The organism is Kitasatospora sp. NPDC127116, assembly GCF_042677365.1.
GTDB lineage: Bacteria > Actinomycetota > Actinomycetes > Streptomycetales > Streptomycetaceae > Kitasatospora > Kitasatospora lactacystinica.
The window spans coordinates 2,237-28,104 of record NZ_JBHXTL010000126.1; the positions used below are offsets into that span (position 1 = coordinate 2,237).

Below are 25,868 nucleotides of genomic sequence, written 5' to 3' on the forward strand. Positions count from 1 at the left end.
TACTAGCCCCCCCCGAGTGGGTGTCTGGCCCTTAACATAAGGGCGGGGCCGCCCGCCCCCCCCCACCGCGGTAACCCCCCCGCCCCCCCCCGCCGGGTCTACCGGCCGTACCCCCGTCACCGCCGGTAGAAGACGCTCCGCGACCAGAAGTAGCCGACCAGCGTCAGCACGGTGCACCAGGCCAGGGCGCTCCAGGCACTGGTGCCGATCCCGGTCCCCATCAACAGCCCGCGCAGGGTCTCGATCATGGGGGTGAAGGGCTGGTACTCGGCGAACCAGCGCAGTGCCGTCGGCATGGAGTCGGTCGGCACGATGGCGCTGCCGATGAAGGGCAGGAACTGCAGCGGCATCGGCATGTTGCTGGCGCTCTCGACCGTCTTGGCCACCAGGCCGATGCCGGCCGATATCCAGGTCAGGGCGATCGTGAGGAAGAGCAGCAGGCCCATCGCGGCCAGCCACTCCACCGGTCCGGCGTTCGGCCGGAAGCCCATCGCGAGGGCCGTGCCGATCACCAGCACCAGCCCGATCATGGTCTGGACGACACTGCCGACCACGTGCCCCGCCAGGAAGGCGGAGCGCGATATGGCCATCGTGCGGAAGCGGTTGACGATGCCCTCGGTCATGTCGGTGCAGATGCCGATCGCGGTGACCAGCGACCCGGAGGTGGCCGCCATCAGCACGATGCCGGGCGTCACGTAGTCGATGTAGTGTCCGCCGCCTATGCCGGCGCCCAGGGTGCTGCCGTAGGCGTAGTTGAAGAGCAGCAGCATCATGACCGGCATCACCACGACCGCGAAGGTCAGGGACGGGTAGCGCAGCGCGTGCTTGAGGTTGCGGCGCAGCATGGTCAGCGAGTCGCTGAGCGCGTGGGCTGCCGTGCCCGTGGCCATGCTCATCGCACGCCCTCCCCGGTCAGTTGAAGGAACGCGTCGTCCAGGTCGGCCGTCTCCACGACCAACGACTCGGCCTGCACGGACGCGTTGTCGAGCACGTCCAGCACGGCCTTCACGGTGAGGACGGAGTTGTCCCCCGGGATCTCCAGCCGCAGCGCCTCGGTGTCGGCTGTGGCGTATTCGAACAGCGTGGCGGCGGTGGCCAGCGAGCCGGCGTCCGCGAACCGGAGCCGGATCCGCCCGCCGGGGGCGAACCGCTTCAGCTCCTCGGCCGTGCCCTCGGCGACGATCCGGCCGCCGTCCAGGACGGCGATCCGGTCGGCGAGCTGGTCGGCCTCCTCCAGGTACTGGGTGGTGAGGAAGACCGTCACCCCGTGGTCGGCGACCAGGCTCCGGATGATCTCCCACATGGTGCGCCGGCTGCGCGGGTCCAGCCCGGTGGTCGGCTCGTCCAGGAAGATCACCTTCGGGTCCCCGACCAGGGTCATCGCGAGGTCGAGCTTGCGCCGCATGCCACCGGAGAAGGTGGTGACGGCCTTGCGCGAGGCCTCGGTGAGATCGAAGCGCCGCAGCAGTTCCTCCGCCCGCCTCCGCCCCTCCCGACGGCGGAGGTGGTTGAGGTCGGCCATCAGCATCAGGTTCTCCTCGGCGGTGAGCAGGTTGTCCACCGCCGAGAACTGGCCCGTCACCCCGATCGCCTTCCGCACCGCGTCGGCCTCGCGTGCCACGTCGCGCCCGACCACCCGGGCCGAGCCGCCGTCCGCGGGGATCAGGGTGGAAAGGATCTGCACGATGGTGGTCTTGCCGGCGCCGTTGGGCCCGAGCAGGGCGAACACGCTGCCCGCCGGGATCTCCAGGTCGACGCCCCTGAGGACCGCCTTGTCCCCGTAGGACTTGGTGAGTCCGGTCGCCGAGATCGCCGGGACCGCGGAGTCGGCCGCCATCAGGCCCTCCGGACGACGACGTTGCCGACCTGGGTGCGGCCGCGGACCTCGACCGTCTCCATCGCGTCGCCCGGGCCCTGGGTGGGGCCGAGGTCGTTGCGGACGCCGCCGACCTTGCTGTGCACGTCGAGCCAGGCCGCGGTGCCCTCCGCGATGCCGACCTCGACGTCCCCCACGCTGGTCTGGAGGGTGACCTTGCCGCGGACCACCCGGCCGACCCGGATGTGGCCGTGCGCCGACTTGGCGTCCACGTTCCCCTCGGCGCAGCCGACGTGGATCCGGCCGTTGGAGGCGTTGGCGTGGAGTTCGCCGTGCACCTCGTCGACCTCGGTGTCGCCGTTGCTGTTCTTCACCGTCAGCCGGCCCCCGACGGATCCGATCTCGATCCGGCCGGCCCCCGTCACCTCGGCGTCCCCGGTCGTCGCGCCGAGCCGGACGTCCCCGAAGCCGCTGTCGAGCCGGGCGCTCTCGGCGCTCTCGACCTGGATCCGGCCGAGCGAGGTCTTCAGCCGGCAGGCACCGAGCGGGCCCTCGGTGACGAACTCGGCCATCGGCGACTCGCTGTGGACCTCGGAGCCGGCCGGCAGCTCGACCAGGACCTCGACCGCGCCCTTCTTGCCGCTGAAGACGCTGCGCTGCTTGGGGGCCTTGATGCCGAGCCGGCCACCGGAGAAGTCGACCTGGGTCTGCTCGGCGGCCTTGACGTCCGCCTCCTTGGCCGGATTGGCGGGCCGGACCTCGACCACCGTGTCGGTGCGCTTGCCCGCCTTGATCCAGACCGAGCCGATGTCGAACTCGAGGATGGCGGAGATCGGTCCGTCGGTCTCGTACGTAGGCATGGCTGTCCCGTCCTTTTGACTCGTGTGGGTGTTCCCGCTGGTCGGAGCGGGGGTGACGTCGAAGGTGCAGAAGGTGGTGCGGGAGGTGGTGCGAGAGGTCGTGCGGATGCTCGGGGTACTGCGGAGGCCTCAGTGGACCCAGCCGGTGAAGCCCTGGCCGCCGACGCTGCGCGCGACCCGGCTGCCCGGATCGGCCACCGGCCGGCGGGTCGGCTCGCCGCCCTCCAGGGCGCCGGCCAGGGCCCGGACCAGCCAGGCGTTGAGCGAGAGGCCGGCCTCGGCGGCGGCCTCCTCCGCCCTGGCCTTGAGGTGGGCGGGCAGGCGGAAGTTGATCCGGGCGGTGCCGGTCTCGTCCGGCTCCGGCGCCGCCGAAGGTGCCACCGGCGGCGCCACCGGTGGCGCGAGTGGCGCCATCGGTGCCGGCTGTGGCGCCGTATCGCCGTGGAAGGCGTCCGAGCCGGGCGGCGCCGTCACCACGAACTCGGGGTCGAGCCCGCGCAGGCGCACGTCCACCGAGCCGGGGGCGAGGTCACGGGTGACTTCGCCCATGGCGGCCGAGAGCGCATTGAGCAGGGTGAGCCGCACGGCCGACTCCAGCGGGAGCGTCAGCCGCTCGGCCAGCGCACGCGCTTCGTCCCCGCCGGTGGCGGCGGCCACCGCGAGCTCGTTCCGGAGGTTTTCCACGTACGGCGTGAGGTCCATGGCCGTAAGCATGGCACGGCCGTGGTGCCATGTCGAGCCATTTGTGGCACCACTTTGGCGCCACGGTCCGAACGGGGATGGCGCCAGTCGGCGCCGGAACGCGGAACCGCCCCGCCGACCGAGGTCGACGGGGCGGTTCACCAGGGGAAACGTGACAGCGGGAAACGCGGCGGCGGGAAATGCGACGGCGGGAAGGTCAGGCCTGCTGCCAGCCCGCCAGGTAGGCGTCGATCTCCCCGGTCAGCCGGGTCTTGCCCGCCCGGTCCAGGAAGGAGGCCTCGACGGCGTTGCGGGCCAGCCCCGCCACCCCGGCCTCGTCCAGGCCCAGCAGTCGCGCCGCCACCGCGTACTCGGTGTTGAGGTCGGTGCCGAACATCGGCGGGTCGTCGCTGTTGACCGTCACCAGCAGCCCGGCGTCGACCATCCGCTTGATCGGGTGGTCCTCGATCCGCTCCACGACCCGGGTGGCGATGTTGGAGGTCGGGCAGACCTCCAGCGGGATGCGGTGCTCGCCCAGGTAGTCGACCAGCGCCGGGTCCTTCACCGCCTGGGTGCCGTGCCCGATGCGCTCGGCGCCGAGCGCCCGGATCGCGTCCCAGACCGTCTCCGGCCCGGTGGCCTCGCCCGCGTGCGGGACGCTGCGCAGGCCGGCCGCCCGGGCCCGGTCGAAGTACGGCTTGAACTGCGGGCGCGGCACGCCGATCTCCGGGCCGCCCAGGCCGAAGCTGACCAGGCCGTCGGGGCCCAGCTCGGTGGCCAGCCGGGCGGTCTCCTCGGCGGACTGCAGCCCGGCCTCGCCCGGGATGTCGAAGCACCAGCGCAGCACCACGCCGAGCTCCTTCTCGGCGCGCAGCCGGGCGTCCTCGATCGCCTCCATGAAGGCGACCTCGGGGATGCCCCGGCGGACCGAGGAGTACGGGGTGATGGTCAGCTCGGCGTACCGGATGTTCTGCCGGGCCATGTCCTCGGCCACCCCGTAGGTGAGCGAGCGGACGTCCTCGGCGTCCCGGACCAGGTCCACCACGCTCAGGTAGACCTCGATGAAGTGCGCGAAGTCGGTGAAGGTGAAGTACTCGGCGAGCGCCGCCGGGTCGGCCGGCACCTTGGAGTTCCCGGCGTGCCGGGCGGCCAGTTCCGCGACGACGCGCGGCGAGGCCGAGCCGACGTGGTGGACGTGCAGTTCCGCCTTGGGCATCCCGGCGATGAACGCCTCGATGCTCCGCTCCACGGGCTCGATCCGACTGACACTGGGGCCGATCCGACTTCCGTCCGGCTGGACCACGGTGGTTCCCTTCTTCCTTCTACGCGCGTACCGAAGACAGTTGCTGGCAAGGATAGGCCGTGCCCGGGGTCACCCTCCGAGCGCCACCGCCAGGGTGTGGATCAGCAGCCCGGCCAGGGCGCCGACCACGGTGCCGTTGATCCGGATGAACTGCAGGTCGCGGCCGACGTTGGCCTCGATCTTGCGGGAGGCGTCGTCGGCGTCCCAGCCCGCCACCGTCTCGGAGATCAGCGAGGTGATCTCGGTGCGGTAGGTGTCGACCAGGTACTGGGCGGCGTCCTGGAGCCAGCCGTCCACCTTGGCCTGGAGCTTGGGGTCGGTGGCCAGGCGCTCGCCGAAGCGGCGCACGCCGTCGCGGATGCGCCGGCGCAGTTCGCTGTCCTCGTCCTCGGCCGCGCCCATCACCAGGGTGCGCACGGCCGCCCAGGTGGAGTTGATCAGGTCCTGCACCTCGGCGCGGGCCAGCAGCTCGCCCTTGGCCCGCTCGACCCGGGCGATGGTCTCCGGGTCGGTCTGCAGCTCGGTCGCGAAGTCGGCGAGGAAGTTGTCGATCGCGCCGCGGGCGGGGTGGTCCGGATCGTCCCGGATGTCGGTGACGAAGCGCAGCAGCTCCTTGTAGACCCGCTCGCCGACCTGGTGGTCGATGAACCGGGGCGTCCAGCCCGGGGTCTTCTGGGTGACCTTCTGGACCACCTCCTCGTGGTTGGTGGTCAGCCAGCCGTGCGCCCGGACGGCGACCAGGTCCACCACCCCGTGGTGCCCGCCGTCCGCGACCACCTTGCCGAGCATCCGGCCCATCGGCTCGGCCACCGAGGTGGCCGCGGCCCGCCTGGTCACCGCCTCGGCGACCACCGCCCGCACGTCGTCGTCGCGGAGCACCGCGAGCAGGCCGCGCAGCGCCGCCGAGGCCTCCTTGGTGACCCGCTCGGCACTGCCCGGCGCGGCCAGCCACTCCCCCAGCCGGCGGCCGATGCCGAGTGCCGCCAGGCGGCCGCGGACCACGTGGCCGGAGAGGAAGTTCTCGCCGACGAAGTCGCCGAGCGAGCGGCCGAAGGCGTCCTTCTTGGTCGGGATGATCGCGGTGTGCGGGATCGGCAGGCCGAACGGCCGGCGGAACAGCGCGGTCACCGCGAACCAGTCGGCCAGCGCGCCGACCATGCCCGCCTCGGCGGCGGCCGCCACGTACCCCGCCCAGGGGCCGGCGCCGGCCGCCTTGGCCCAGGTGGCCAGGGCGAAGACCAGGGTCGCGAAGGCCAGCAGGCCGGTCGCGATGGTCTTCATCCGGCGGACGCCACGTCTCTTCTGCTCGTCGGCCGCGGTGAACCGGACCCCGGGGCCGGTCCCGCTGAAGGCATCGTCACTCACCCCGCCAGTCTGCCCGTTGCCCGGCGCGGACGGGGGCGCGCCTCGCGATCACACGCCCCCGCCAGGCGTGACGCACCGAACAGCCCGGGCCTCACACGCCGAACCGGCCGGGCATGACGCCCCGAACCGGCCAGGCGTCACGCGCCGAACCGGCCGGACCTCACACGCCGAACAGCCCGGGCCTCACGCCCCGCCCAGCACCATCCGCCGCACCTCCGCGCCCGCCCAGCGCTTCGGGTCCGTGCACCGCCGCCCGTCCAGCAGCACCCGCACCCCCGGCAGGTCCGCCGGCGTCAGGTCCCGGTACTCCGGGTGGTCGGCCTGCAGCACCGCCGCCACCACCGGCTCCCCGCCGTACGGCGGCAGCCCGAGCGCCGCCAACTCCTCCGCCTCGTACAGCGGGTCGCTGACGTACGGCCGCGCACCCGCCGACCGCACCGCCTCGACCAGCGGGAACACCCCGGAGTACGCCGTCTCCTTGACCCCGCCCCGGTACGACGCGCCGAGCACCAGCACGCCCTGCCCGGCGATCCCGCCCGGCACCGCCCCCGCCAGCACGCCCACCGCGTACCCCGGAACCGCCAGGTTGGCCTCGCGCGCCGCCCGGACCACCGTCGCGCCCGGGTCGTTCCACAGGTAGAGCCGCGGGTACACCGGGATGCAGTGCCCGCCGACCGCGATGCCCGGCCGGTGCAGGTGGCTGTACGGCTGCGAGTTGCAGGCGTCGGCGATCTCCGCGAAGTCCACCCCGACCTCGTCCGCGTACCGGGCGAACTGGTTGGCCAGCGCGATGTTGACGTCCCGGTACGTGGTCTCGGCGAGCTTGCTGAACTCGGCCGCCTCCGCCGAGGCCAGTTCCCAGACGCCGTTGGGCCGGGGCAGGTCCGGGCGCGGGTCGAAGTCCAGCACCGCCCGGTAGAACTCGGCGCCGCGCCGGGTGGAGGACGCGTCCAGGCCGCCGACCAGCTTCGGGTAGCGCCGCAGGTCGGCGAAGACCCGTCCGGTGCGCACCCGCTCCGGGCTGAACACCAGCGCGAAGTCCCTCCCGGCAGCGAGCCCCGACCGGGACGTCAGCCGGGGCGCCCAGCGCTCCCGGGTGGTGCCGACCGGCAGGGTGGTCTCGTAGCTGACCAGGGTGCCCCGGCGCAGCCCGGCCGCGACGGCGTCGGTGGCCGCGTCGAGCAGGGCGAAGTCCGGGCTGCCGTCGGCGGCGGTGACCAGCGGGACGACCAGTACGACGGCCTCGGCCCGGGCCACCGCGGCCGTGGTGTCGGCGGTGGCCCGCAGCAGGCCCTCGGCGACGACCCGCTTGAGCGCCTGGTCCAGGCCCGCCTCCCGGGGGAACGGCGGCACGCCCCGGTTGACGCTCTCCACCACGCCGGGGGCGGTGTCCGCACCGGTCACCCGGTGGCCCTTCAGCGCGAACTGCACCGCCAGCGGCAGGCCCAGCTTGCCCAGGCCGACCACGCAGACGTCCAGGCTCATCCCCGTCCTCCGTTCACCGAGTCGGCCAGCCGGCGCCACGCCGGGTGGCGCCGCAGCCGGCGCCGCAGCTGTTCCGGGACGAGCCCGCGCCACAGCTGCCGGGCGAGGTCGAGCCGCGGGGCGGCCTTCCCTACCGCCTCCGAGGCCGCTTCCGGGGCCGCCTTCCCGGCGGCCGCCCCGGTCGCCTCCTCCGGCAGCAGGAACAGCTCGTCCGGCAGGCCGAGCCGGGCGTCCCGGAACGCCGGGAAGCCCGCGTACCGCCGCCCGCCGTCCACCACCGCGGGTGGATCGCCGTGCGCCGCCTCGTAGCGGATGTGGTCGCGCAGCGCCTCCGGCCGTACCGCGCAGGCGAGTTCGAGCCGCACCCGCTCGGCGGGCGGCAGCCGGTGGTACACCTCGCGGGCGCCGAACCGCTCGACCAGCCGCGCGGCCTCGACGCACACCCGCTCCTGAACGTCCTCGGCCAGCAGCAGGAAGCCCTCCTGCAGCAGGCGCGGCACGTCCCAGCCGAAGCTGCGGGCCCGGATGGCGTCCAACTCCTCTCCGGGCTCGGCCAGTTCCGCCGCCACCTGCTGCAGCGCGGCGATCCCGCGCAGCCGGTCCAGCGCCCCGGCCCGCTCGGTGACGTTGCCCCGGTCCTCGCGCAGCACCAGGAAGTAGCAGTCGTAGGAGGCGAGGACGGACACCCGGGCCGCCCGCAGGCAGGCCTCCAGGGTGAACGGCTGGTCCGAGAAGACCTTCAACCGCTCGTCGCGGCGCAGCCCGTGGCGCCGGAGGAGGTCGAGCCGGAACAGCTTGGTGTCGGCCAGCGCCCAGGCCAGCGCGGAGTCGGTGAAGTCCACGGACTCGGCGTCGGCGTGGAAGATCCCCTGCGGGACCAGCCGCCCGTTCACCCCGATCTGCTTGGGCACCACCACGTCCGAGCCCCAGGCGTCGGCGGCCGTGACCAGCCGCTCCAGCGCCTCCTCGCCGAGCCGGTCGTCCGCGCCGAGGAACAGCACGTAGCGGCCGCGGGCCAGCTCCAGGGCGCGGTTGGTCGGTCCCGCCGGGCCGCCCGAGTTGGGCTGGTGCAGCACCGTGAACAGCCCTGGGTGGCGGGCGGCGTACTCGTCCAGCAGCTCCCCGCCGCCGTCCGTGGAGCCGTCGTCCACGGCCACCACCTCCAGCCGCCCCGGCGCCAGGGACTGCCCGACCAGCGAGTCCAGGCAGGCGGTGAGGTACGGCATGGTGTTGTAGACCGCGACCACCACGGTCACGTCGGGTACGGCCATCGGGGAGCGGGCCTCCGGTTCCGGCATCGGCGAGTGATGCCGGGTCAACTCACGGTGGAGGCCAGGGGTCACGATGATCACCCGCACCGGCGACGGGGAACCGAACGCGCTCCCGGTCGTGGCACTGGCGTGCGACGGCCGGGCGGCGGCCTGAGAGCCCCCGGCCGCCGCGCGTCCGTCCCGTCAGCCGATCGCGACCTCCGCGTACATCCGGGCGATCACGTCCTCGATGGCCGGTTCGCGCACCGACAGGTCCACCAGGGGGTAGCGCGCGGCGACCGCCGCCACGATCGGCGCGGCGCTCTCCTGGGCCGGGAAGGCCAGCCACTGGCGCGGCCCCTCGACCCTGGTGACCCGGGCCCCGGGCACCTCGACCGGGTGCGCGAGTTCCTGCGCGAGGTCCACCACCAGCGTCCGCTCGCTGCGGCCGGTGGCGTGCAGGCCCTCCAGTCCGCCGTCGTAGACCACCCGGCCGTGGTCGATCACCATCACCCGGCCGCAGAGCTGCTCGATGTCGGTCAGGTCGTGGGTGGTGAGCAGCACGGTGGTGCCCCGGTCCCGGTTGACCTCGCGCAGGAACTCCCGCACCCGGCCCTTGCTGACCACGTCCAGGCCGATGGTCGGCTCGTCCAGGTAGAGCACCTGGGGGTCGTGCAGCAGCGCCGCGGCGAGGTCGCCGCGCATCCGCTGGCCGAGCGAGAGCTGGCGCACCGGGGTGTCCAGCAGTCCGCCGAGGTCGAGCAGTTCGACGCAGCGGCCGAGGTTCTCGCGGTACCGGGCGTCGGGGATGCGGTAGATCCGGCGGGCGAGTTCGAAGGAGTCGCGCAGGGGCAGGTCCCACCAGAGGGTGGTGCGCTGGCCGAAGACGACACCGATCCGGCGGGCCAGTGCGACGCGTTCGCGCGCCGGGTCGACGCCGGCCACCCGCAGCCGTCCGGAGCTGGGGACGAGGATGCCGGTGAGCATCTTGATGGTGGTGGACTTGCCGGCCCCGTTGGGCCCGATGTAGCCGACGCACTCGCCGGCCTCGACGGTGAAGCCGAGCCCGTCCACCGCCCGGACCTCGCGTTTGGCCCGGCTGAACCGGCCCGTGCGGGTGCGTACGGTGAAGGTGCGGTGGACGTCGTGGAGTTCGATCAGTGCCATGGGAGCTCCTTCGGAATGGGAAGGGTTCGGCGGGAGGGTTCGTGGGAGGGGTTCAGCTGCCGGTGCCGCGGTAGGCGCGCAGCCCGGCCCGCCAGGCGAGCCCGGCGGCGAGGACGCAGAGCGCGGCGACGACCGGCGAGGCGAACTGGAAGGCGGTGGGCAGGCCGAGCGGGTCGGGCCGGTCGAGGATGCGCAGCGCGGGAAGCCAGTTGACGAAGGCCAGCGGGACGCCGAAGACCGCCCCGGCGACCAGCTCCTTGGCGAAGATCGTCGGCGGGTAGTGCAGCAGCGTCGCGCCGCCGTAGGTGAAGGAGTTCTGGATCTCCTTGGACTCGCCCCACCAGAACTGGACGGTGGCGCCGCCGATGTAGATCGCGCCGAAGATGACGGTGCCGCAGAGCAGCAGGGCGGGCACCAGCAGCACCCGGTCCCAGGTCCAGTGGACGTCCAGGGCGGCCAGCGACCAGACCAGCACCGCGACGGCCTGGAGCGGGCGGCCGAGCCGGCGCAGCGTGAAGCGTTCGGCGCACAGCTGGGAGAGCGCGGGCGCGGGCCGGATCAGCATGGTGTCCAGCGAGCCGCTGCGGATCCGCGCGCCGAGCCCGTCGGCCGAGCCGACCAGCAGGTTGGCGACGCCGAGCGAGAAGGTGGCGGTGGCGTACAGGAAGGCGATCTCCGGCAGGCTCCAGCCGCCGAGCCGGTCGGTGTGCAGGAACATGATCACCAGCACCGCGAAGTCGAGGGAGTGGGTGACCAGGCTCGCCGCCAGGTTGAGCGCGAAGGAGGCCCGGTAGGCCATCATCGAGCGCATCCACATCCGGGCGCAGAGCCACCAGGAGCGCAGCGCCCAGGCGGTGCGGGCGGCGAGGGGCTCCCGGCGGAGCCCGACGAGCTGCTCAGCCACCCTGCACCACCACCTTGCGGGTGGCCAGCCACTGGGCGCCCCGCCCGGCGGCGAGCAGCACCACCGCCCAGCCGAGCTGGAAGCCGAGCGCCCCGAACAGGGCGGTGCCGCCGGTCCGTTCCAGGAAGACGTCGGTGGGGACGTTCACCAGCGCCGACCAGGGCAGCGCCCGGCCGAGGTCGCCGAGCAGGCCGGGGAACAGCGCGACCGGCAGCAGCATCCCGGAGAAGAACATCGAGACCACCAGCATCACCGAGCGCACGCCCTCCGAGTCGTGCAGCCAGAAGCCGGTGATCGAGACCAGGAAGCGCAGCCCGAAGCTGACCACGACCGCCAGCAGTACCGAGAGCAGGAAGAACGCCCAGGTCAGCGGGTGTTCGGGCAGTCGGATGCGGAACACCAGCGCGCCGATCAGTATCGGCACGGTGCCGCGCACCAGCGCCTGGAAGCCGGCCCGGCCGAGGTCGGAGGCCAGCCACCAGGCCTGGAAGTCGACCGGGCGGTAGAGGTCGACGGCGATGTCGCCGCTGCGGAAGCGGTCCTGGAGGTCGTCCTGGAAGCCGCCGCCCCAGACCGCGACGGTGACCAGCAGGCTCTGGCTGACCCAGATGTAGGTGACGGCCTGGCTCTGGTCGTAGCCTCCGAGGCCGGGGCGGGCCTGCCAGAGGGCGAGGAAGGTGGAGGCCAGGATGATGCCGAAGACGGTGTTGGTGAAGGTGCCGGCCACGGTGGCGGCCCGGTAGGTGGAGTAGCGGCGGAAGGCGCCGCGGGCAACGGCGGCGTAGAGCATATTGTCTCCTTGTCGACAAATATGGGCAGAGGGAGATGGCCCTCGACATCCGCGCACGCCCCAGCGGCTCCGACCGGCCGTACCCGGGGGTGCCGGGCCTGGCGGGCGGAGCTGGAAGTGGGTGCGCTATGTGGTTTGCACCTTTCACCGTACCTCCGGCCCGCACCACCCGCACCCGGTTTTCCCCGCCTGATCCGACGTCAAATAGCAGATAATCTCGGCATGACCTTGAGCACCCGCCGCCAGGCCAAACGGGCCGCCCGCCGCGAGGCCCGCCGCGCCCTCCCGCTCTGGCGCCGGCTCCTGCCCACCTGGCGGGTCACCCTCGGCACCCTCACCCTGCTGTTCCTGCTCGCCGCCGGCGGCTTCGCCGTGCTCTACGTCATCGTCCCGGTGCCCGACCCCAACGCCCACGCCGTCGCCCAGAACAACATCTACCTCTACGCCGACGGCACCACCGAGATCGCCCGCACCGGCGCCGTCAACCGCACCGACGTCACCATCGACCAGATCCCGCTCCCGACCCAGCAGGCCGTCGTCTCCGCCGAGGACCGCACCTTCTACCAGAACCGCGGGATCGACCTGAAGGGCATGCTCCGGGCCGGCTGGAACACCCTGCTCGGCAAGGGCATGCAGGGCGGCTCCACCATCACCCAGCAGTACGTCAAGAACTACTACCTCACCCAGGACCGCACCATCGAGCGCAAGGGCCGCGAACTGCTCATCGCCCTCAAGGTCGACCAGCAGCGCGACAAGCGCGAGATCCTCGCCGGCTACCTCAACAGCAGCTACTTCGGCCGCGGCGCCTACGGCATCCAGAGCGCCGCCCACGCCTACTACGGCGTCGACGTCTCCGCGCTCACCCCCGCCCAGGGCGCCTACCTCGCCTCCCTGCTCCAGGCCCCCAGCCTCTACGACGTCAAGACCGCCACCCCCGCCAACCGCGAGAAGGCCGTCGCCCGCTGGAACTACACCCTCGACGGCATGGTCCAGCTCGGCTTCCTCACCCCCGCCGACCGCGCCGCCACCACCTTCCCCGACCCGATCGACCCCCAGCCCGCCACCGGCCTCGCCGGCCAGGCCGGCTACCTGGTCGGCGTCGCCGACGACTACCTCGTCTCCTCCGGCACCCTCGACGCCGCCACCCTCAAGGCCGGCGGCTGGCGCATCACCACCACCTTCGACAAGCCCCGGCAGGACGCCTTCGTCAAGGCCGTCCAGGACCGGCTCACCGGCGAACTCGACCCCCGGGCCCGCCCCGCCACCGACACCGACGTCCGGGTCGCCGGCGCCTCCGTCGAACCCGCCACCGGCCGGGTCGTCGCCGTCTACGGCGGCCCCGACTACGCCAAGCAGCCCTACAACGACGCGCTGCGCCAGGACAACCAGATCGGCTCCACCTTCAAACCGATCGACCTCGCCGCCGGCCTGCTCGCCCAGCACACCCTCGACGGCGTCCCGATCACCACCGAATCCCGCTACGACGGCAGCAGCGAACGCCCCGTCACCGGCGGCCCCACCCCCTACGCGCCGCCCAACGAGGACGACGTCGACTACGGCAGCATCACCCTGCGCTACGCCATGGTGAAGTCCGTCAACTCCGTGTACGCGCAGGAGGGCGTCGACGCCGGACTCGCCCGCGTCCGGGAGACCGCCGTCAAACTCGGCATCCCCGACAGCGTCCGCGGCATGGACCCGGCCAACACCTCGATGACGCTCGGCACCGCCACCCCCAGCGCCCTCGACCTGGCCGGCGTCTACGCCACCCTCGCCGACCACGGCCGGGCCCGCACCCCCTGGTCCGTCGTCAAACTCGAACGCGTCAACCCCGGCGGCGCCGTCGACGTCCCCAAGATGCCCGAACACGACCCCACCGACGCCCTCGACCGGGAGACCGCCGACTCCGTCACCGACGTGCTGCGCGACGTCGTCAGCCCGCGCGGCACCGGCGCCGCCGCCCTCGACCTGAACCGCCCCGCCGCCGGCAAGACCGGCACCACCGACTCCAACCTCTCCGCCTGGTTCGCCGGCTACACCCCCGAACTCGCCACCACCGTCGGCCTGTTCCGGGAGAACCCGAAGACCCACGCCAAGGAGCCGCTGGCCGGCACCGCCGGACTCACCCGGATCAACGGCGGCACCTTCCCCACCCGGATCTGGACCGCCTACATGGCCGCCGCCCTCGACGGCACCCCCACCCAGGACTTCGACCTCAGGACCGGACACGGCACCCCCGCCGCCACCCCCTGGCCCACCGCCCCCGCCGGCACCACCCCCAGCGCCACCACCCCGACCACCGCCCCCGCCGCCGGCGGCGAACCCGCCAACACCGGCCCGGCCCCCGGCACACCGCCCGGCCACGAGCCCAGCACCCCCGCCGCCACCGGCCGACCCGCTCCCGGCCCGATCACCCCCAGCCCGCAGGCACCCAAGCCCACGACGGAACCGGAACAGCCCAGCCCCACCCCCAGGCCCAGCCAGGTCCAGCCGACCCGCCCCACCGCCCCGCCCAGCGCCACCGGCGGCCCCGCCAGCCACCCGGCGGCCCCGCCCACGCCCTGAAGCCTTGTCCCCGGACTTCCGGAACAGGCTTCAGGACGCGCCCCGGGCCACCAGTTCGCGCTCCAGCGGGGTGCGGAACCGCGGCGTCACCCGCACCTCCCCCAGCCAGCCCGCCAGCCGCTCGGCCTGTGCCGCGACGGCCCGCTCCGCCGCCGCCCCGACGTCCCGGAACAGCCGCCACACCACCTCGCCGTCCGGGCGCTGCGCCCAGCCGCCCACCACCTCGCCGCACCACCACACCGTCGGCCCGGCGTTGCCCGCCCGGTCGAACAGCGCCGGCACGTCCTCCGGCCGCAGGTACCAGTCCCGCCCGCGCCAGCCCATCACCGCCGGGTCCAGCGCGGGCAGCAGCGCCGCCCACGGCTCCGGCTCCGCCACCGGCGCCTCGTCCCCCGGCAGCGCCAGCGCCGGCGCCCCGCCGGCCAACGCCACGTCCAGCGCCCCGAGATCGGCCAGCGCCCGGCGGACGTCCCCCAGCGTCCAGCCCGTCCACCACTTCACGTCCTCGACCGTCGCCGGTCCGTACGCCGCCAGCCAGCGCCGCACCACCTCGGCCTTCGCCTCCCGCACCGGCACCTCCGGCCACTGCGGCACCGGCGCCCACGGGTAGCTGCTGCTCAGCCACGAACCGCGCGGGCGTGAGCGGCGCACGTGCCCGTCGGAGGCCAGCAGCCGCAGCAGGCGGCTGCCCACGCTCTGCTTCGCCTCGTACGCCTTGCCCGCCGACATCAGCATCGTCTCGCGCAACTGCGGTACGTCCTCGGAGAGTTCCCTGGTCGTCGCCTCGCCGCGGACGGCCAGCGCGGCCAGCACCTCGCGCTCCGTCTCCGCCAGCCGGGCCTCGTCCCAGCCCTCGGCGAAGTCCCGCAGGTGCTTCAGCAGCGTCGCCCGCTCCTTCGCCGCGATCGCCCGCGCCGCCGCCGAACTCACGTACGGGGCGAGGCCCTCCGTCACCGCGAAGATCGTCCGCCGCATCGACAGCAGCTTCACCAGCGAGACGTCCTCGTACAGCGCCCGGTCCACCTCCGCCGCCGAGGGCTCCGCCAGCCGCGCGCAGGCCGACAGGTACACCGTGGCCGCGTCCGTCGCGTGCAGCCCGACCACCGCGTCGGCCACGTCCTCCACCCGCGCCGCCCGCAGCGACGGCACCAGCAACTGCCGCCGCCCCAGCCTGGCCCGACGCTCCGCATCCCCGATCACCGGCACACCCATGCCGGGACCCTAGCGCGTGTCCGCCGCGCGGCCCCGACGACGCCCGGGCGGCCCGGCCCGCCGCCCGCGCCGGAAGCGCGGTGCCCCGACCCGTGTCGGGGCACCGCGGGGCACCGGACGGATCAGGCCGTCACAGGTACAGCCCGGTCGAGCCCTCCGTGTCGCCGAAACGGGTCGCGGCGACGGCGTGCAGGTCGCGCTCGCGCAGCAGCACGTAGGTGGCGCCGCGGACCTCCACCTCCAGCTTGTCCTCCGGGTCGTACAGCACCCGGTCCCCCGGTTCCACCGAGCGCACGCTCTGGCCCACCGCGACGGCCTCCGCCCAGGTACAGCGCTTGGACAGCTCCGCCGTGGCCGGGATCAGGATGCCGCCGGTCGAGCGGCGCTCGCCCTCGCCGCCCTCGATGCGCACCAGCACGCGGTCGTGCAGCATCCGGATCGGCAGCTTCTCGCCGAGCCGGTCGTGGCGGGCGGGCTCCTGCGCGTACTCGGAGCGGGTCGCTTCGTCGTTCGTACTCACGGTCCCGAAGGTACCTCCCCCGGGCGCGGGGCGTGACGCTGGCCCGGTACGCGGAAGGCCGGGCACGCGGCGCGCCCGGCCCTCCGTCCCGCGGTGCTCAGCCCTTGCGGCGCTTGCGGGCCGAGGCGACCAGCAGCACCAGGCCCACGCCGACCAGCGCGGCCGGGACGATCCGCTCCCGGCGCGGCTGCCCCTCCTCGTCCACGAACTGCGCCCGGACCTTCTCCACCACGCCGCTGGCGGCCACGTACGCCCGGGCTGCCCGCTCCTCGACGGCGGCCGCCGCCTTGGCCTTGACCTGGGCGGAGATGGTGCTCGGGTGGACGCGGACGGCCAGCTCGTCGAGGGTCCCCGCCAGCCGGTCACGCGTCCGCTCGATGTCCGCCTCGATCTGGGCGGTCGTCCGCGCCGACTTGTCCTGCGTGCTCGCCTCGCCCACTCGGGCCACCCCATTCACTCGCCGATGTCGTTCCGTCCGATCCGTGCGATCGGTGCGACTGACCCAGTGTGTCAGCTGCCGAACACGGCCGCGCGGCCCCACCCACCATCGGAGGTAAGTTTGCCGTGGTACAGCCGCCCGTCCCAGCCTTCAGGAGAGTACGACCGTGTCTGAGCGCCTCCAGCCCGGCGACACCGCGCCCGCCTTCAGCCTGTCCGACGCCGACGGCAACCAGGTGTCCCTCGCCGACCACGCCGGCCGCAAGGTCATCGTCTACTTCTACCCCGCCGCCCTGACCCCCGGGTGCACCAAGCAGGCCTGCGACTTCACCGACAACCTGGAGGTCTTCGCGGGCGCCGGCTACGACGTCATCGGCATCTCCCCGGACCAGCCGGAGAAGCTCGGCAGGTTCCGCGAGGCCGAGAACCTCAAGGTCACGCTGCTGTCCGACCCGGACAAGGAGGTGCTGGAGGCGTACGGCGCCTTCGGCGAGAAGCAGAACTACGGCCGCACCTACCTGGGCGTGATCCGCTCCACGATCGTCGTGGACGAGCAGGGCAAGGTGGAGCACGCGTTCTACAACGTGCGGGCCACCGGCCACGTCGCCAAGCTGCTGCGCGACCTCAAGGTCGGCGCCTGACCGACCGCGGTACGGGAGAACGACGAAGCGGTGGCGGCACACCCCCCGACCGGGTGCACCGCCACCGCCGTTCCTCACCTCGGCGGACCGGCCCGATCAGCAGGTCCCGAGGTCGCTCCAGACGCCCCACGAGCCGCTGGCCGCGGGGTCGTCGCCCTTGGTCCACCACTTGTTCTGGTAGTAGTGGCCCTTCCACGAGACCTTGGTGGGGGTCGCGTAGGTGGTGCCCGCGTCCCAGCCCGGGGCGGCCGTGCAGGCGCCCGAGGTCGGGGTCGGCGTCGGGGTCTGCGTCCCGGTCGCGGTGGGCGTCGGGGTCGGCGTCGGGGTGGCCGTCTGCGACGGGGTCGGGGTCGGGGTCGGCGTGCCGCCGTCCACCGCGCCGCGGGTCAGGTCGCCCTTGATCCCGTACAGCGTGCCGCCCACGTTGACCGTCCAGTTGGAGGGCGTGGACACCGGCAGGTAGTAGACGAAGTCCATGTCGATCGAGGCGCCCGGCGCCAGCGACTGCCAGCCCGGCAGCTTGACCGACACCCGGTTGTAGGTGCCCTTCAGACCGCCCACGTTGCCCGGGCCCGGGTTGTCCTGCTTGATGACCTGGAGGCCGAAGCCGGACTGGTCCTTGGCGTTGCCCGGGGCCGAGTTGCCGTAGTCGAACTGGAACTCGGTGCCGCCCGGCAGGGTCAGCGTCGAGTTGTTGACGATGTGCAGCTTCGGGTTGATCGGGTAGTTCGAGTCGCCCAGCGCGAAGTTGGTGAACGACACGTCGATCGGCAGGGTCTGCTGCGGCAGCGCGGTCGTCGAGCGGATCGCGCCGTACGGGGCCGCCGACTTGAACTTGTCGTACATCAGCGAGGTCAGCGTCGAACCGGGGACGTACTCGCCCTTGCCGCCGTTGGCGGCGGCGTCCCACTTGTAGTCGCCCGCGAGCTCCCAGATCATCGCGCCGCCGGCGCCCTGGTTGACGATGTAGTCCGCCTTGGCGCCCACCGACTGCTCGTCCTCGGTGGAGAGGAACACCTTCTTGGTGTCGTTCCACAGCCACGGCGCCACCAGGGCGGAGCTGTAGTTGCGGGTGTAGGTGCCCTGCAGCGCGGTGTCGGACACGCCGTACTTGGCCAGGTAGTCGGGCAGGATGCCCTTCTCCAGGTTCTTGGCGTGCCACATCGGGTTCGACCCGGCCGGGGACTCCTTGCCCGCGTCGTCCTTGTCGTTCCAGATGTTGTCGATGCCGACCGCGCCGTCACCGCAGGCGGTCAGGCCGGAGCCGGCCGGGCAGGTGGTCGCCGAGGCGGTGCCCCAGAGGCCGTTGGTGCCGCCCTGCACGTTCTTGAAACCGCGGGAGTAGTACGGCAGGCCGACGTTGATCCGGCCGCCGGGCATCGAACCGCGGAAGTAGTGGTACGACCAGTCGGCGTTCAGGTAGCCGATGCCGCCGTACTGCCCGGTGCCGTAGACGTTGGCGGCGGCCAGCTCGCCGTCCTTGCCGTCGTCGAACAGCGAGGCGTTCGGGCCCACGTACTTGTTCCAGGCGCCGTGCAGGTCGTACGACATGATGTTGACGTAGTCCAGGTACTTGGCCACCTGGAAGGTCTCCATGCCGCGCAGCAGGTAGCCGGAGGACGGGGCGGCGACCGACAGCAGGTAGTGCTTGCCGTCGGCGGCGCCGGCCTTGTCCAGGTTCTCGCGCAGGGTCTTCATCAGCGCCGCGTAGCCCTTGGCCAGCGAGCCGCGCTTGGCGTTGGCGAGCTGCCAGTCCAGCGGGTTGCCGGCGTCCTTCATCGAGGTCGGGTACTCGTAGTCGATGTCGACGCCGTTGAAGCCGTACTTGCGGATGAAGTCGACCGAGGAGGCGGCGAAGGTGTCGATGCCGGCCTGGTTGACGCTGCCGTCCGCATTGACGGTCATCGAGTAGAAGCCGCCGGAGTTGACGCGCTTGCCGTCGTCCCCGAAGTATCCGCCGGTCTCGGTCCAACCGCCCACCGACATCATGGTCTTGACGTTCGGGTACTGCTTCTTGAACTTCGTCAGCAGGTTGAAGTGGCCCTTGTACGGCAGGCTCGGGTCCAGCTCGGCACCGGGGACGCCGGGGAAGGAGATCCCGGTGGCCTCGTTGGTCGGGCCGTCGGTGCCGACCGAGAGCTTGTTGTCGGAGCCGACGTGGCCGAAGGCGTAGTTGAGGTGGGTGACCTTGTCCCAGGGGATGTCGCTCACCAGGTACGGCGCGTCGCCGTTCTTGCCGGTGCGCCAGCCGGTGAAGTAGCCGATGATGCGGCGCTGGTGGTCGGCGCCCATCTTCTCGCGCCCGCTGGTGTCGTAGACGGAGCAGTACGGGACGTCCACCCCGGGGGTCTGGTACAGGCCGTCCGGCCGACAGGCCGCGTTGTCGACCGCCGCCGACGCCTGCGAGGGCGCCGCACCCAGCGTCGCCATCAGCAGTCCGGCCAGCGAGGCCGCGGCGAGCGAGGCCACGCCGGCCCGGGCGGCCGGGCTCTTCCGGCGGTGGGCGGCGGTGGGACGCCGCTCCGCCGTGTTTCGGATCAACACTCGGTCCTCCAGGAGAGAGTGTCGGCGCGTGCCTGTGGGGGAGCACGCACGTGGGGGATTGCAATTGGCGCAGAAGCTATGTGGTCTGAACCACATAGGTCAATAGGTCTGTACCAATTGGTAATCAAAAGCCAAACATCACAGGTCGGAGCCGCTCGACAATCGGTCAGCCCCCTGGCCGAAACCCGCTCCCGGCGCGCACCGGCCGACCCGGCTGCCGAACTGCCCGCACCGGCGCGCGGCAGACGCGCGGCCGCCCCCCGACCGGGACGAGGCCGGGGCCGGACCGGGGACCGGACCGGACGCCGAACCGGGACGCGGCACCGGCGGGGCGGCGGCCGAACTCGCTGTCCCCACACTCGACGAAGCTCTAGACTGGTCGCCATGCGGCCTTGGCGGAATTGGCAGACGCCTGGGTTTTAGGTGCCCATGGGAGAAATCCCGTGAGGGTTCGAGTCCCTCAGGCCGCACTGGCGTTGAAATCGAAGGCCCGCCCCGAGGTGATCCCGGGGCGGGCCTTCGACGCGTTCACCGGACGGAGTGTCAGGCCAGCAGGTCCTTGACGACCGGGGCGAGGGCGCGGAAGGCCTTGCCGCGGTGGCTGATGGCGTTCTTCTCGGCCGGGGTGAGTTCGGCGCAGGTGCGGGTCTCGCCGAGCGGCTGGAGGATCGGGTCGTAGCCGAAGCCGCCGTCGCCGGCCGGGGCGGTGCGCAGGGTGCCGAGGAGGCGGCCCTCGACGACGCGCTCGGTGCCGTCGGGGAGCGCGAGGGCGGCGGCGCAGAAGAAGTGGGCGCCGCGGTGCGGCTCGGCGATGTCGGAGAGCTGGGCGAGCAGCAGGTCGAGGTTGGCGGTGTCGTCGCCGTGCTTGCCGGACCAGCGGGCGGAGAAGATGCCGGGAGCGCCGTTCAGCACGTCCACGCAGAGGCCGGAGTCGTCGGCGACGGCGGGCAGGCCGGTGGCGCGGGCCAGGGCGTGCGCCTTGAGCAGGGCGTTCTCGGCGAAGGTGACCCCGGTCTCGGGGACGTCCGGGATCTCCGGGTAGGCGTCGGCGCCGACGAGTTCGACGTCCAGGCCGGCGTCCGCCAGGATGGCGCGGAGCTCGGTGACCTTGTGCTGGTTACGGGTGGCGAGAATCAGGCGGGTGGACATATCGCCCACCCTACCGAGGGGCCGGGGACGATCAGCCGGTGCAGACCGAGGTGAGGTTGCCGGCCGCGGCGCCGAGCGGCTTGAGGTCCGGGACCTCGTTGCGGTCCGCGGCCCGCTGCACGTTCTCGACCTGCTTCTGCAGATCGGTCACGGCCTTGGCGACGTCGGTGTTCTTGGAGTTCTTCCCGACCTGGTCGAGGTCGTTCTTGAGCTTCTGCAGGGCCTTCCCCGCCGCGGCCGCGTCGTTGCTCGCGTTGTCGTAGGCCTGGGTGACGTCGGCGATGTCTCCGGTGATCCGCACCGCGGTGTTGCCGCAGTCGAGCGCCTTCTGCGCGGCGGAGCAGCTCACCATGCTGAGCGGGAGGATCGCGATGAGTCCGGCCACGGCGAGGGCGGCGGGGCGGGCGATGCTCGACGGCATCCGATCCTCCTGTGGGGCGCGGGTTCCGTGATGGGGGACGCGCGCCGGGAGGTGCGCGGTTCCCGCAGCGGGAGTGCTGCGGGAACCGTACGGTCTCCGGGCCCGGCCTGTACAGCAGGCCGACCGGTTCGGCGGGCCGTTCGCCCGCGGCCCGCACGCGTGTCCGCACCGCGGCCCGAACGGCCGTCCGCGCCCGCGGGCTGACCGTGCGTCCGCTCCGGTCCACGGCTGCGGGACCCGCGCCGGTTCAGCCCTCCAGGGCCTTGCGCTGGATCGCGTCCAGCTCCGCGCAGCCGAGGCTGCCGAGGTCGAGCAGCCGGTCGAGCAGCTCGCGGTCGAACGGGGCGCCCTCGGCGGTGCCCTGGACCTCGACGAAGCGGCCGTCGGAGGTGCAGACGATGTTCATGTCGGTCTCGGCGCGCACGTCCTCCTCGTACTGGAGGTCGAGCATCGGGACGCCGTCGATGATGCCGACGCTGACGGCGCTGACGCCGCCGGTGATCGGCTGGCCCTTGGCGCGCAGCAGCTTCTTGTCGCGGGCCCAGGCGACGGCGTCGACCAGGGCGACGTACGCGCCGGTGATGGCGGCGGTGCGGGTGCCGCCGTCGGCCTGGAGGACGTCGCAGTCGAGCACGATGGTGTTCTCGGCGAGCGCCCGGTGGTCCACGACGGCGCGCAGCGAACGGCCGATCAGCCGGCTGATCTCGTGGGTGCGGCCGCCGATGCGGCCCTTGACGGCCTCGCGGTCGCCGCGGGTGTTGGTGGCGCGCGGGAGCATGGAGTACTCGGCGGTGACCCAGCCCTCGCCGCTGCCCTTGCGCCAGCGGGGCACGCCCTCGGTGACGCTGGCGGTGCACAGCACCTTGGTGTCGCCGTAGGAGATGAGGACGGAGCCTTCGGCGTGCTTGCTCCAGCCCCGTTCGATGGTGATCGGGCGGAGCTGTTCGGGGGTGCGGCCGTCGATGCGTGACATAGGCACTGAGCGTAGTCGCTCCGGGGGGCCGGTCCGGGAAGCGGCGGGGGGCCGGTCCGGGAGCCGGCGGGGACGCGCCGCGGCCCGCCGTCCCCCTGAGCGGGTCGGCGGGCCGGACGGACTGAACCCGGGTGGCTCAGCTCACATCATGTCCTCGATGTCGGCGGCGATCGGGTCGGCGTCGGTGCCGATGACGACCTGGATCGCGGTGCCCATCTTCACGACGCCGTGGGCGCCGGCGGCCTTGAGGGCGGCCTCGTTGACCAGGGAGGCGTCCTTGACCTCGGTGCGCAGGCGGGTGATGCAGCCCTCGACCTCTTCGATGTTGTCGATGCCGCCCAGACCGGCGACGATCTTCTCAGCCTTGCTGGCCATCTGGTTTCTCCCTCTGTCTCGGCCCTTCGGCGGCTCTGCCGGGTGCCGTCCTGCGCTGGTGCTGGGGTGTCCCTCGACCGCCGGGCGGTGAGGTCCGTGCCGGTGGCTGACGCGGGTTCGGCTGCGGTCGTGCCGGCGAGCAGCGCGACCAGCATCACCCGTGCCGGTCCGGTCCGCCACGTTAGTCCACTTTTGGCCCATTCCGGCGGGCAGGCGTCAGATCGTCGCCCGAGGATGACGATCAGCGGGGCTCGCGCCTCCGGAGTACGACCTGCTTCCAAGTGGTCTACACCAATATATGTGTACTCCGAGGAACGCGGTAACGGCCCCGGGTGTTCCCGAGCCCCGCCCGAGGGTCCCGCAGGGGCCCGCCGGTCGGCAACCGCACCCGGAGGGCGAAGGATGAGTTCGGCAGGCGCCACGGCCCCGCAGACCACGTGGTGGCACACCTTCTACGGCGGCCTCCAGAAGATGGGACGCTCCCTGCAGCTCCCGGTGGCGGTGCTCCCCGCCGCGGGCATCCTCAACCGGCTCGGCCAGCCGGACGTGTTCGGCAAGGACGGACTGGGCTGGGACGACGTCGCGAAGGTCTTCGCCGCCGCGGGCGGCGCACTGCTCGACTCGGCCTTCGGCCTGCCGATGCTGTTCTGCGTCGGCGTAGCGATCGGCATGGCGAAGAAGGCGGACGGCTCGACGGCGCTGGCCGCCGTGGTCGGCTTCCTGGTCTACTTCCGGGTCCTGCACGCCTTCCCGGAGCACTGCCAGCCGCCGACGGTGCTGGTCAGCGACCAGTGCGTGGACTACACCTCGGCGAAGGCGGCGGCCGCGACGTACCAGAACCCGGGCGTGCTGGGCGGCATCCTGATCGGCCTGATGTCGGCCTGGCTGTGGGTCCGCTTCCACCGCACCAGGCTGGTCGACTGGCTCGGCTTCTTCAACGGCCGCCGCCTGGTTCCGATGATCACCGCCCTGGTCGGCATGCTGACCGCCGTGGTGGCGATCTGGGTCTGGCCGCCGATCGGCCGCGGCCTGAACGACTTCTCGCAGACCCTCGCCGACCTGGGCGCGGCCGGCGCCGGCATCTTCGGCGTCTTCAACCGCGCCCTGCTGCTGATCGGCATGCACCAGCTGCTGAACACCTTCGTCTGGTTCCAGTTCGGCGAGTTCGTCAAGGCGGACGGCACGATCGTGCACGGCGACATCCCGCGCTTCCTGGCGGGCGACCCGACCGCCGGCCAGTTCCAGTCCGGCTTCTTCCCGATCATGATGTTCGCGCTGCCGGCCGCCGCCCTCGCGATGGCGCACTCGGCGAAGCCGCACCGGCGCAAGGAGATCTACGGCCTGATGCTCTCGGTCGGCCTGACCTCCTTCGTGACGGGCGTCACCGAACCGATCGAGTACTCCTTCGCCTACCTCGCCCCCGCCCTGTACGCCGTGCACGCGCTGCTGACCGGCGCCTCGATGGCGGTGACCTGGGGCCTCGGGGTGCACGACGGGTTCAGCTTCTCGGCCGGCCTGATCGACTACGCGATCAACTGGGGACTGGCCACCAAACCGTGGCTGATCATCCCGATCGGCCTCTGCTTCGCCGCCGTGTACTACGCGCTCTTCCGGTTCATCATCGTCAAATTCAACCTGAAAACACCCGGGCGGGAGGACGACGACCAGGTCGAGGACGTCACCAAGGCCTGAACCCGAGCAACACCGGGGTTATCCCCGCAATGGCCCCCGGACCCGACGGTCCGGGGGTCTTCGGCATTTCGGAAAGCCCGGTCGCCCCGGCCCAACGCGCCTGGCAGGGCCCACCGGAGCAGGCTGTGCTTTTGTTGCGCGATTAGCCAAAATCGATTTTGTTGCGCGGTCGGCCAAAATACCGATCGCGGTGGATACCATGATCGCCATTCGGTAAGTAGGTTTCGATTTCATAGCGCTTCCCGGCTGCACCGCTTTCCGGGGTTCCTCGGCTTCTCCGCCCGTGCTACAAAACTGGTCTACACCACGTGTGGTGTAGACCAGTTCGCGGTTGGCCCCCTGTGCCGTCCCCCGACCGACCGCCATGCCGTTAGGAACCCACCCCCATGAGTCAGTCTGAGCAGGCACCGGCGCCCGCTACGGCTCCGGCCACGCCAAGCCCCGCCAAGAAGTTCGGCCAGAACCTCCTCCAGGGTCTGCAGAAGATCGGCCGCAGCCTCCAGCTGCCCATCGCGGTGCTCCCCGCCGCCGGTCTGCTGATGCGTCTCGGCCAGGACGACGTGTTCGGCAAGGACGGCCTCGGCTGGAACAAGGTCGCCTCGGTCTTCGCCACCGCCGGCGACGGCGTCTTCTCCAACCTGGCGCTGCTCTTCGCGGTGGGCATCGCGATCGGCTTCGCCAAGAAGGCGGACGGCTCCACGGCCCTCGCCGCGCTGGTCGGCTTCCTGGTCTACAAGAACGTCCTCACCGCGTTCCCGGTCTCCGAGGGCCATGTCGACGGCGACAAGTGGATCAAGCCGGTCTACCAGGACCCGGGCGTGCTCGGCGGCATCGTGATCGGTCTGCTGGCCGCGGTGCTGTGGCAGAAGTACCACCGCACCAAGCTGGTCGACTGGCTCGGCTTCTTCAACGGCCGCCGCCTGGTCCCGATCATGATGGCCTTCGTCGGCACCGCCGTCGGCGTCTTCTTCGGTCTGGCCTGGGGCCCGATCGGCGACGCCGTCAAGAGCCTGAACGACAGCCTGATCGGTGCCGGCGCGTTCGGTGCGGGCGCCTTCGGCCTGGTCAACCGCGGTCTGCTGCCGGTCGGCATGCACCAGTTCGTGAACTCCTTCGCCTGGTTCCAGACCGGTGACTTCACCAAGCCCGACGGCACCGTCGTGCACGGCGACCTGACCCGCTTCTTCGCCGGCGACCCGACCGCCGGACAGTTCATGTCGGGCTTCTACCCGATCATGATGTTCGCGCTGCCCGCCGCCGCGCTGGCCATCGCCCACGCCGCCAAGCCGCACCGCCGCAAGGCCGTCACCGGCATGATGGTCTCGCTGGCCCTGACCTCCTTCGTCACCGGTGTCACCGAGCCGATCGAGTTCGCCTTCGTCTTCATCGCCCCGGTCCTGTACGTCATCCACGCGCTGCTCACCGCCGTCTCGATGACCGTCACCTGGGCGCTCGGCGTGCACGACGGCTTCACCTTCTCCGGCGGCCTGATCGACTACGCGCTGGCCTGGAACAAGGCCACCGACCCGTGGATGATCATCCCGATCGGCCTGGTCTTCGCCGCGGTCTACTACTTCCTCTTCCGCTTCGCGATCGCCAAGTTCGACCTCAAGACCCCCGGTCGCGAGGACGACGACGAGATCGAGGACGTCACCAAGGCCTGACGCCCGCGTCACCGCCCCGCCCCGAAGGCCCCGCCCCGCCGCTGCTCCCCCAGCGG

General features: G+C 72.2%; 23 protein-coding genes and 1 tRNA gene. 5 read left to right on the plus strand and 19 right to left on the minus strand.

Features of this window, described 5'->3' with window-relative positions; translation table 11 throughout:
• Window positions 1-116: 116 nt before the first annotated feature.
• The 11 genes from ACFVHV_RS35070 to ACFVHV_RS35120 form a co-directional block, all read right to left on the minus strand.
• Complete coding sequence (locus ACFVHV_RS35070) at window positions 117-896, minus strand: ABC transporter permease (protein WP_380356825.1); 780 nt, start codon at window positions 894-896, stop codon at window positions 117-119.
• A complete protein-coding gene (locus ACFVHV_RS35075) occupies window positions 893-1,837 on the minus strand; it encodes an ATP-binding cassette domain-containing protein (RefSeq protein ID WP_359914304.1) in 945 nt (314 codons plus the stop codon). Before ACFVHV_RS35075 ends, ACFVHV_RS35070 begins: the two co-directional genes overlap by 4 nt.
• Window positions 1,837-2,676, minus strand: a complete 840-nt coding sequence (locus tag ACFVHV_RS35080; RefSeq protein WP_359914301.1) for a DUF4097 family beta strand repeat-containing protein — start codon at window positions 2,674-2,676, stop codon at window positions 1,837-1,839. The genes ACFVHV_RS35075 and ACFVHV_RS35080 overlap by 1 nt, the downstream gene beginning before the upstream one ends.
• 129 nt (window positions 2,677-2,805) lie before the next feature.
• A complete protein-coding gene (locus ACFVHV_RS35085) occupies window positions 2,806-3,378 on the minus strand; it encodes a toxin-antitoxin system HicB family antitoxin (protein WP_380356828.1) in 573 nt (190 codons plus the stop codon).
• Window positions 3,379-3,574: 196 nt separating this feature from the next.
• Window positions 3,575-4,606, minus strand: a complete 1,032-nt coding sequence (locus tag ACFVHV_RS35090; protein WP_359914296.1) for an adenosine deaminase — start codon at window positions 4,604-4,606, stop codon at window positions 3,575-3,577.
• A 123-nt stretch (window positions 4,607-4,729) separates the two neighbouring features.
• Window positions 4,730-6,025, minus strand: a complete 1,296-nt coding sequence (locus ACFVHV_RS35095) for a DUF445 family protein (protein WP_359914293.1) — start codon at window positions 6,023-6,025, stop codon at window positions 4,730-4,732.
• A 183-nt stretch (window positions 6,026-6,208) separates the two neighbouring features.
• On the minus strand, window positions 6,209-7,504 hold the full coding sequence (locus tag ACFVHV_RS35100; protein ID WP_359914321.1) for a nucleotide sugar dehydrogenase: 1,296 nt from the start codon (window positions 7,502-7,504) through the stop codon (window positions 6,209-6,211).
• Window positions 7,505-7,506: 2 nt separating this feature from the next.
• A complete protein-coding gene (locus tag ACFVHV_RS35105; protein ID WP_359914290.1) occupies window positions 7,507-8,808 on the minus strand; it encodes a glycosyltransferase family 2 protein in 1,302 nt (433 codons plus the stop codon).
• A 156-nt stretch (window positions 8,809-8,964) separates the two neighbouring features.
• Complete coding sequence (locus ACFVHV_RS35110) at window positions 8,965-9,927, minus strand: ATP-binding cassette domain-containing protein (protein ID WP_359914287.1); 963 nt, start codon at window positions 9,925-9,927, stop codon at window positions 8,965-8,967.
• Window positions 9,928-9,979: 52 nt separating this feature from the next.
• On the minus strand, window positions 9,980-10,831 hold the full coding sequence (locus ACFVHV_RS35115) for an ABC-2 family transporter protein (RefSeq protein WP_359914284.1): 852 nt from the start codon (window positions 10,829-10,831) through the stop codon (window positions 9,980-9,982).
• Entirely contained in the window at window positions 10,824-11,621 is a 798-nt protein-coding gene (locus ACFVHV_RS35120) for an ABC transporter permease (protein ID WP_380356834.1), read from the minus strand. The genes ACFVHV_RS35115 and ACFVHV_RS35120 overlap by 8 nt, the downstream gene beginning before the upstream one ends.
• Window positions 11,622-11,843: 222 nt before the next feature.
• Between ACFVHV_RS35120 and ACFVHV_RS35125 the strand changes: the two genes are divergently transcribed.
• Window positions 11,844-14,183: a transglycosylase domain-containing protein gene (locus ACFVHV_RS35125; RefSeq protein ID WP_380356837.1), complete on the plus strand. Its 2,340-nt coding sequence runs from the start codon at window positions 11,844-11,846 to the stop codon at window positions 14,181-14,183.
• Window positions 14,184-14,213: 30 nt separating this feature from the next.
• On the opposite strand, the gene ACFVHV_RS35130 is transcribed toward ACFVHV_RS35125, so the two are convergent.
• The 3 genes from ACFVHV_RS35130 to ACFVHV_RS35140 form a co-directional block, all read right to left on the minus strand.
• The gene (locus ACFVHV_RS35130) at window positions 14,214-15,395 is read right to left on the minus strand and encodes a winged helix DNA-binding domain-containing protein (RefSeq protein WP_359914276.1); all 1,182 of its coding nucleotides are present in this window, start codon (window positions 15,393-15,395) and stop codon (window positions 14,214-14,216) included.
• 130 nt (window positions 15,396-15,525) lie between these two features.
• Window positions 15,526-15,828, minus strand: coding sequence for a co-chaperone GroES (locus ACFVHV_RS35135; RefSeq protein ID WP_049655715.1), 303 nt, complete (start codon window positions 15,826-15,828; stop codon window positions 15,526-15,528).
• Between the two features lie 184 nt (window positions 15,829-16,012).
• Window positions 16,013-16,354, minus strand: coding sequence for a DUF3618 domain-containing protein (locus tag ACFVHV_RS35140; RefSeq protein WP_359915195.1), 342 nt, complete (start codon window positions 16,352-16,354; stop codon window positions 16,013-16,015).
• 166 nt (window positions 16,355-16,520) lie between these two features.
• Here ACFVHV_RS35140 and bcp point away from each other — a divergent pair, with 166 nt between their 5' ends.
• Entirely contained in the window at window positions 16,521-16,994 is a 474-nt protein-coding gene (gene bcp / locus ACFVHV_RS35145) for a thioredoxin-dependent thiol peroxidase (RefSeq protein WP_359915197.1), read from the plus strand.
• 96 nt (window positions 16,995-17,090) lie between these two features.
• Here bcp and ACFVHV_RS35150 read toward each other — a convergent pair whose 3' ends face one another.
• Window positions 17,091-19,424: a chitinase C-terminal domain-containing protein gene (locus ACFVHV_RS35150; protein ID WP_380356844.1), complete on the minus strand. Its 2,334-nt coding sequence runs from the start codon at window positions 19,422-19,424 to the stop codon at window positions 17,091-17,093.
• Window positions 19,425-19,924: 500 nt separating this feature from the next.
• Between ACFVHV_RS35150 and ACFVHV_RS35155 the strand changes: the two genes are divergently transcribed.
• Window positions 19,925-20,008 (plus strand) — tRNA-Leu (locus tag ACFVHV_RS35155).
• Window positions 20,009-20,081: 73 nt separating this feature from the next.
• On the opposite strand, the gene rdgB is transcribed toward ACFVHV_RS35155, so the two are convergent.
• The 4 genes from rdgB to ACFVHV_RS35175 all read right to left on the minus strand — a co-directional run bounded on the left by rdgB (window position 20,082) and on the right by ACFVHV_RS35175 (window position 22,456).
• Window positions 20,082-20,687 carry an RdgB/HAM1 family non-canonical purine NTP pyrophosphatase gene (gene rdgB / locus ACFVHV_RS35160; RefSeq protein WP_359915199.1) on the minus strand — a complete coding sequence of 202 codons (606 nt, stop codon included), beginning with the start codon at window positions 20,685-20,687 and terminating at the stop codon, window positions 20,082-20,084.
• 31 nt (window positions 20,688-20,718) lie between these two features.
• Window positions 20,719-21,108 (minus strand): hypothetical protein, encoded by a 390-nt coding sequence (locus ACFVHV_RS35165; protein WP_359915201.1) that lies wholly within the window; start codon window positions 21,106-21,108, stop codon window positions 20,719-20,721.
• A 247-nt stretch (window positions 21,109-21,355) separates the two neighbouring features.
• The gene (gene rph / locus ACFVHV_RS35170; protein WP_359915203.1) at window positions 21,356-22,081 is read right to left on the minus strand and encodes a ribonuclease PH; all 726 of its coding nucleotides are present in this window, start codon (window positions 22,079-22,081) and stop codon (window positions 21,356-21,358) included.
• 141 nt (window positions 22,082-22,222) lie between these two features.
• Window positions 22,223-22,456: a glucose PTS transporter subunit EIIB gene (locus ACFVHV_RS35175; protein WP_063349220.1), complete on the minus strand. Its 234-nt coding sequence runs from the start codon at window positions 22,454-22,456 to the stop codon at window positions 22,223-22,225.
• A 402-nt stretch (window positions 22,457-22,858) separates the two neighbouring features.
• Between ACFVHV_RS35175 and ACFVHV_RS35180 the strand changes: the two genes are divergently transcribed.
• Both ACFVHV_RS35180 and ACFVHV_RS35185 read left to right on the plus strand, forming a co-directional pair.
• Complete coding sequence (locus ACFVHV_RS35180; protein ID WP_359915205.1) at window positions 22,859-24,148, plus strand: PTS transporter subunit EIIC; 1,290 nt, start codon at window positions 22,859-22,861, stop codon at window positions 24,146-24,148.
• A 386-nt stretch (window positions 24,149-24,534) separates the two neighbouring features.
• Complete coding sequence (locus ACFVHV_RS35185; protein ID WP_359915207.1) at window positions 24,535-25,812, plus strand: PTS transporter subunit EIIC; 1,278 nt, start codon at window positions 24,535-24,537, stop codon at window positions 25,810-25,812.
• The last annotated feature ends 56 nt before the right edge of the window (window positions 25,813-25,868 follow it).

Coding starts and splice junctions, on each gene's coding strand:
- ACFVHV_RS35070 (WP_380356825.1), bottom strand. CDS start 896: ATGAGCATGGCCACGGGCACGGCAGCCCACGCGCTCAGCGACTCGCTG.
- ACFVHV_RS35075 (WP_359914304.1), bottom strand. CDS start 1,837: ATGGCGGCCGACTCCGCGGTCCCGGCGATCTCGGCGACCGGACTCACC.
- ACFVHV_RS35080 (WP_359914301.1), bottom strand. CDS start 2,676: ATGCCTACGTACGAGACCGACGGACCGATCTCCGCCATCCTCGAGTTC.
- ACFVHV_RS35085 (WP_380356828.1), bottom strand. CDS start 3,378: ATGGACCTCACGCCGTACGTGGAAAACCTCCGGAACGAGCTCGCGGTG.
- ACFVHV_RS35105 (WP_359914290.1), bottom strand. CDS start 8,808: ATGCCGGAACCGGAGGCCCGCTCCCCGATGGCCGTACCCGACGTGACC.
- ACFVHV_RS35110 (WP_359914287.1), bottom strand. CDS start 9,927: ATGGCACTGATCGAACTCCACGACGTCCACCGCACCTTCACCGTACGC.
- ACFVHV_RS35120 (WP_380356834.1), bottom strand. CDS start 11,621: ATGCTCTACGCCGCCGTTGCCCGCGGCGCCTTCCGCCGCTACTCCACC.
- ACFVHV_RS35125 (WP_380356837.1), top strand. CDS start 11,844: ATGACCTTGAGCACCCGCCGCCAGGCCAAACGGGCCGCCCGCCGCGAG.
- ACFVHV_RS35130 (WP_359914276.1), bottom strand. CDS start 15,395: ATGGGTGTGCCGGTGATCGGGGATGCGGAGCGTCGGGCCAGGCTGGGG.
- ACFVHV_RS35135 (WP_049655715.1), bottom strand. CDS start 15,828: ATGCTGCACGACCGCGTGCTGGTGCGCATCGAGGGCGGCGAGGGCGAG.
- ACFVHV_RS35150 (WP_380356844.1), bottom strand. CDS start 19,424: ATGGCGACGCTGGGTGCGGCGCCCTCGCAGGCGTCGGCGGCGGTCGAC.
- rdgB (WP_359915199.1), bottom strand. CDS start 20,687: ATGTCCACCCGCCTGATTCTCGCCACCCGTAACCAGCACAAGGTCACC.
- ACFVHV_RS35165 (WP_359915201.1), bottom strand. CDS start 21,108: ATGCCGTCGAGCATCGCCCGCCCCGCCGCCCTCGCCGTGGCCGGACTC.
- rph (WP_359915203.1), bottom strand. CDS start 22,081: ATGTCACGCATCGACGGCCGCACCCCCGAACAGCTCCGCCCGATCACC.
- ACFVHV_RS35175 (WP_063349220.1), bottom strand. CDS start 22,456: ATGGCCAGCAAGGCTGAGAAGATCGTCGCCGGTCTGGGCGGCATCGAC.
- ACFVHV_RS35180 (WP_359915205.1), top strand. CDS start 22,859: ATGAGTTCGGCAGGCGCCACGGCCCCGCAGACCACGTGGTGGCACACC.
- ACFVHV_RS35185 (WP_359915207.1), top strand. CDS start 24,535: ATGAGTCAGTCTGAGCAGGCACCGGCGCCCGCTACGGCTCCGGCCACG.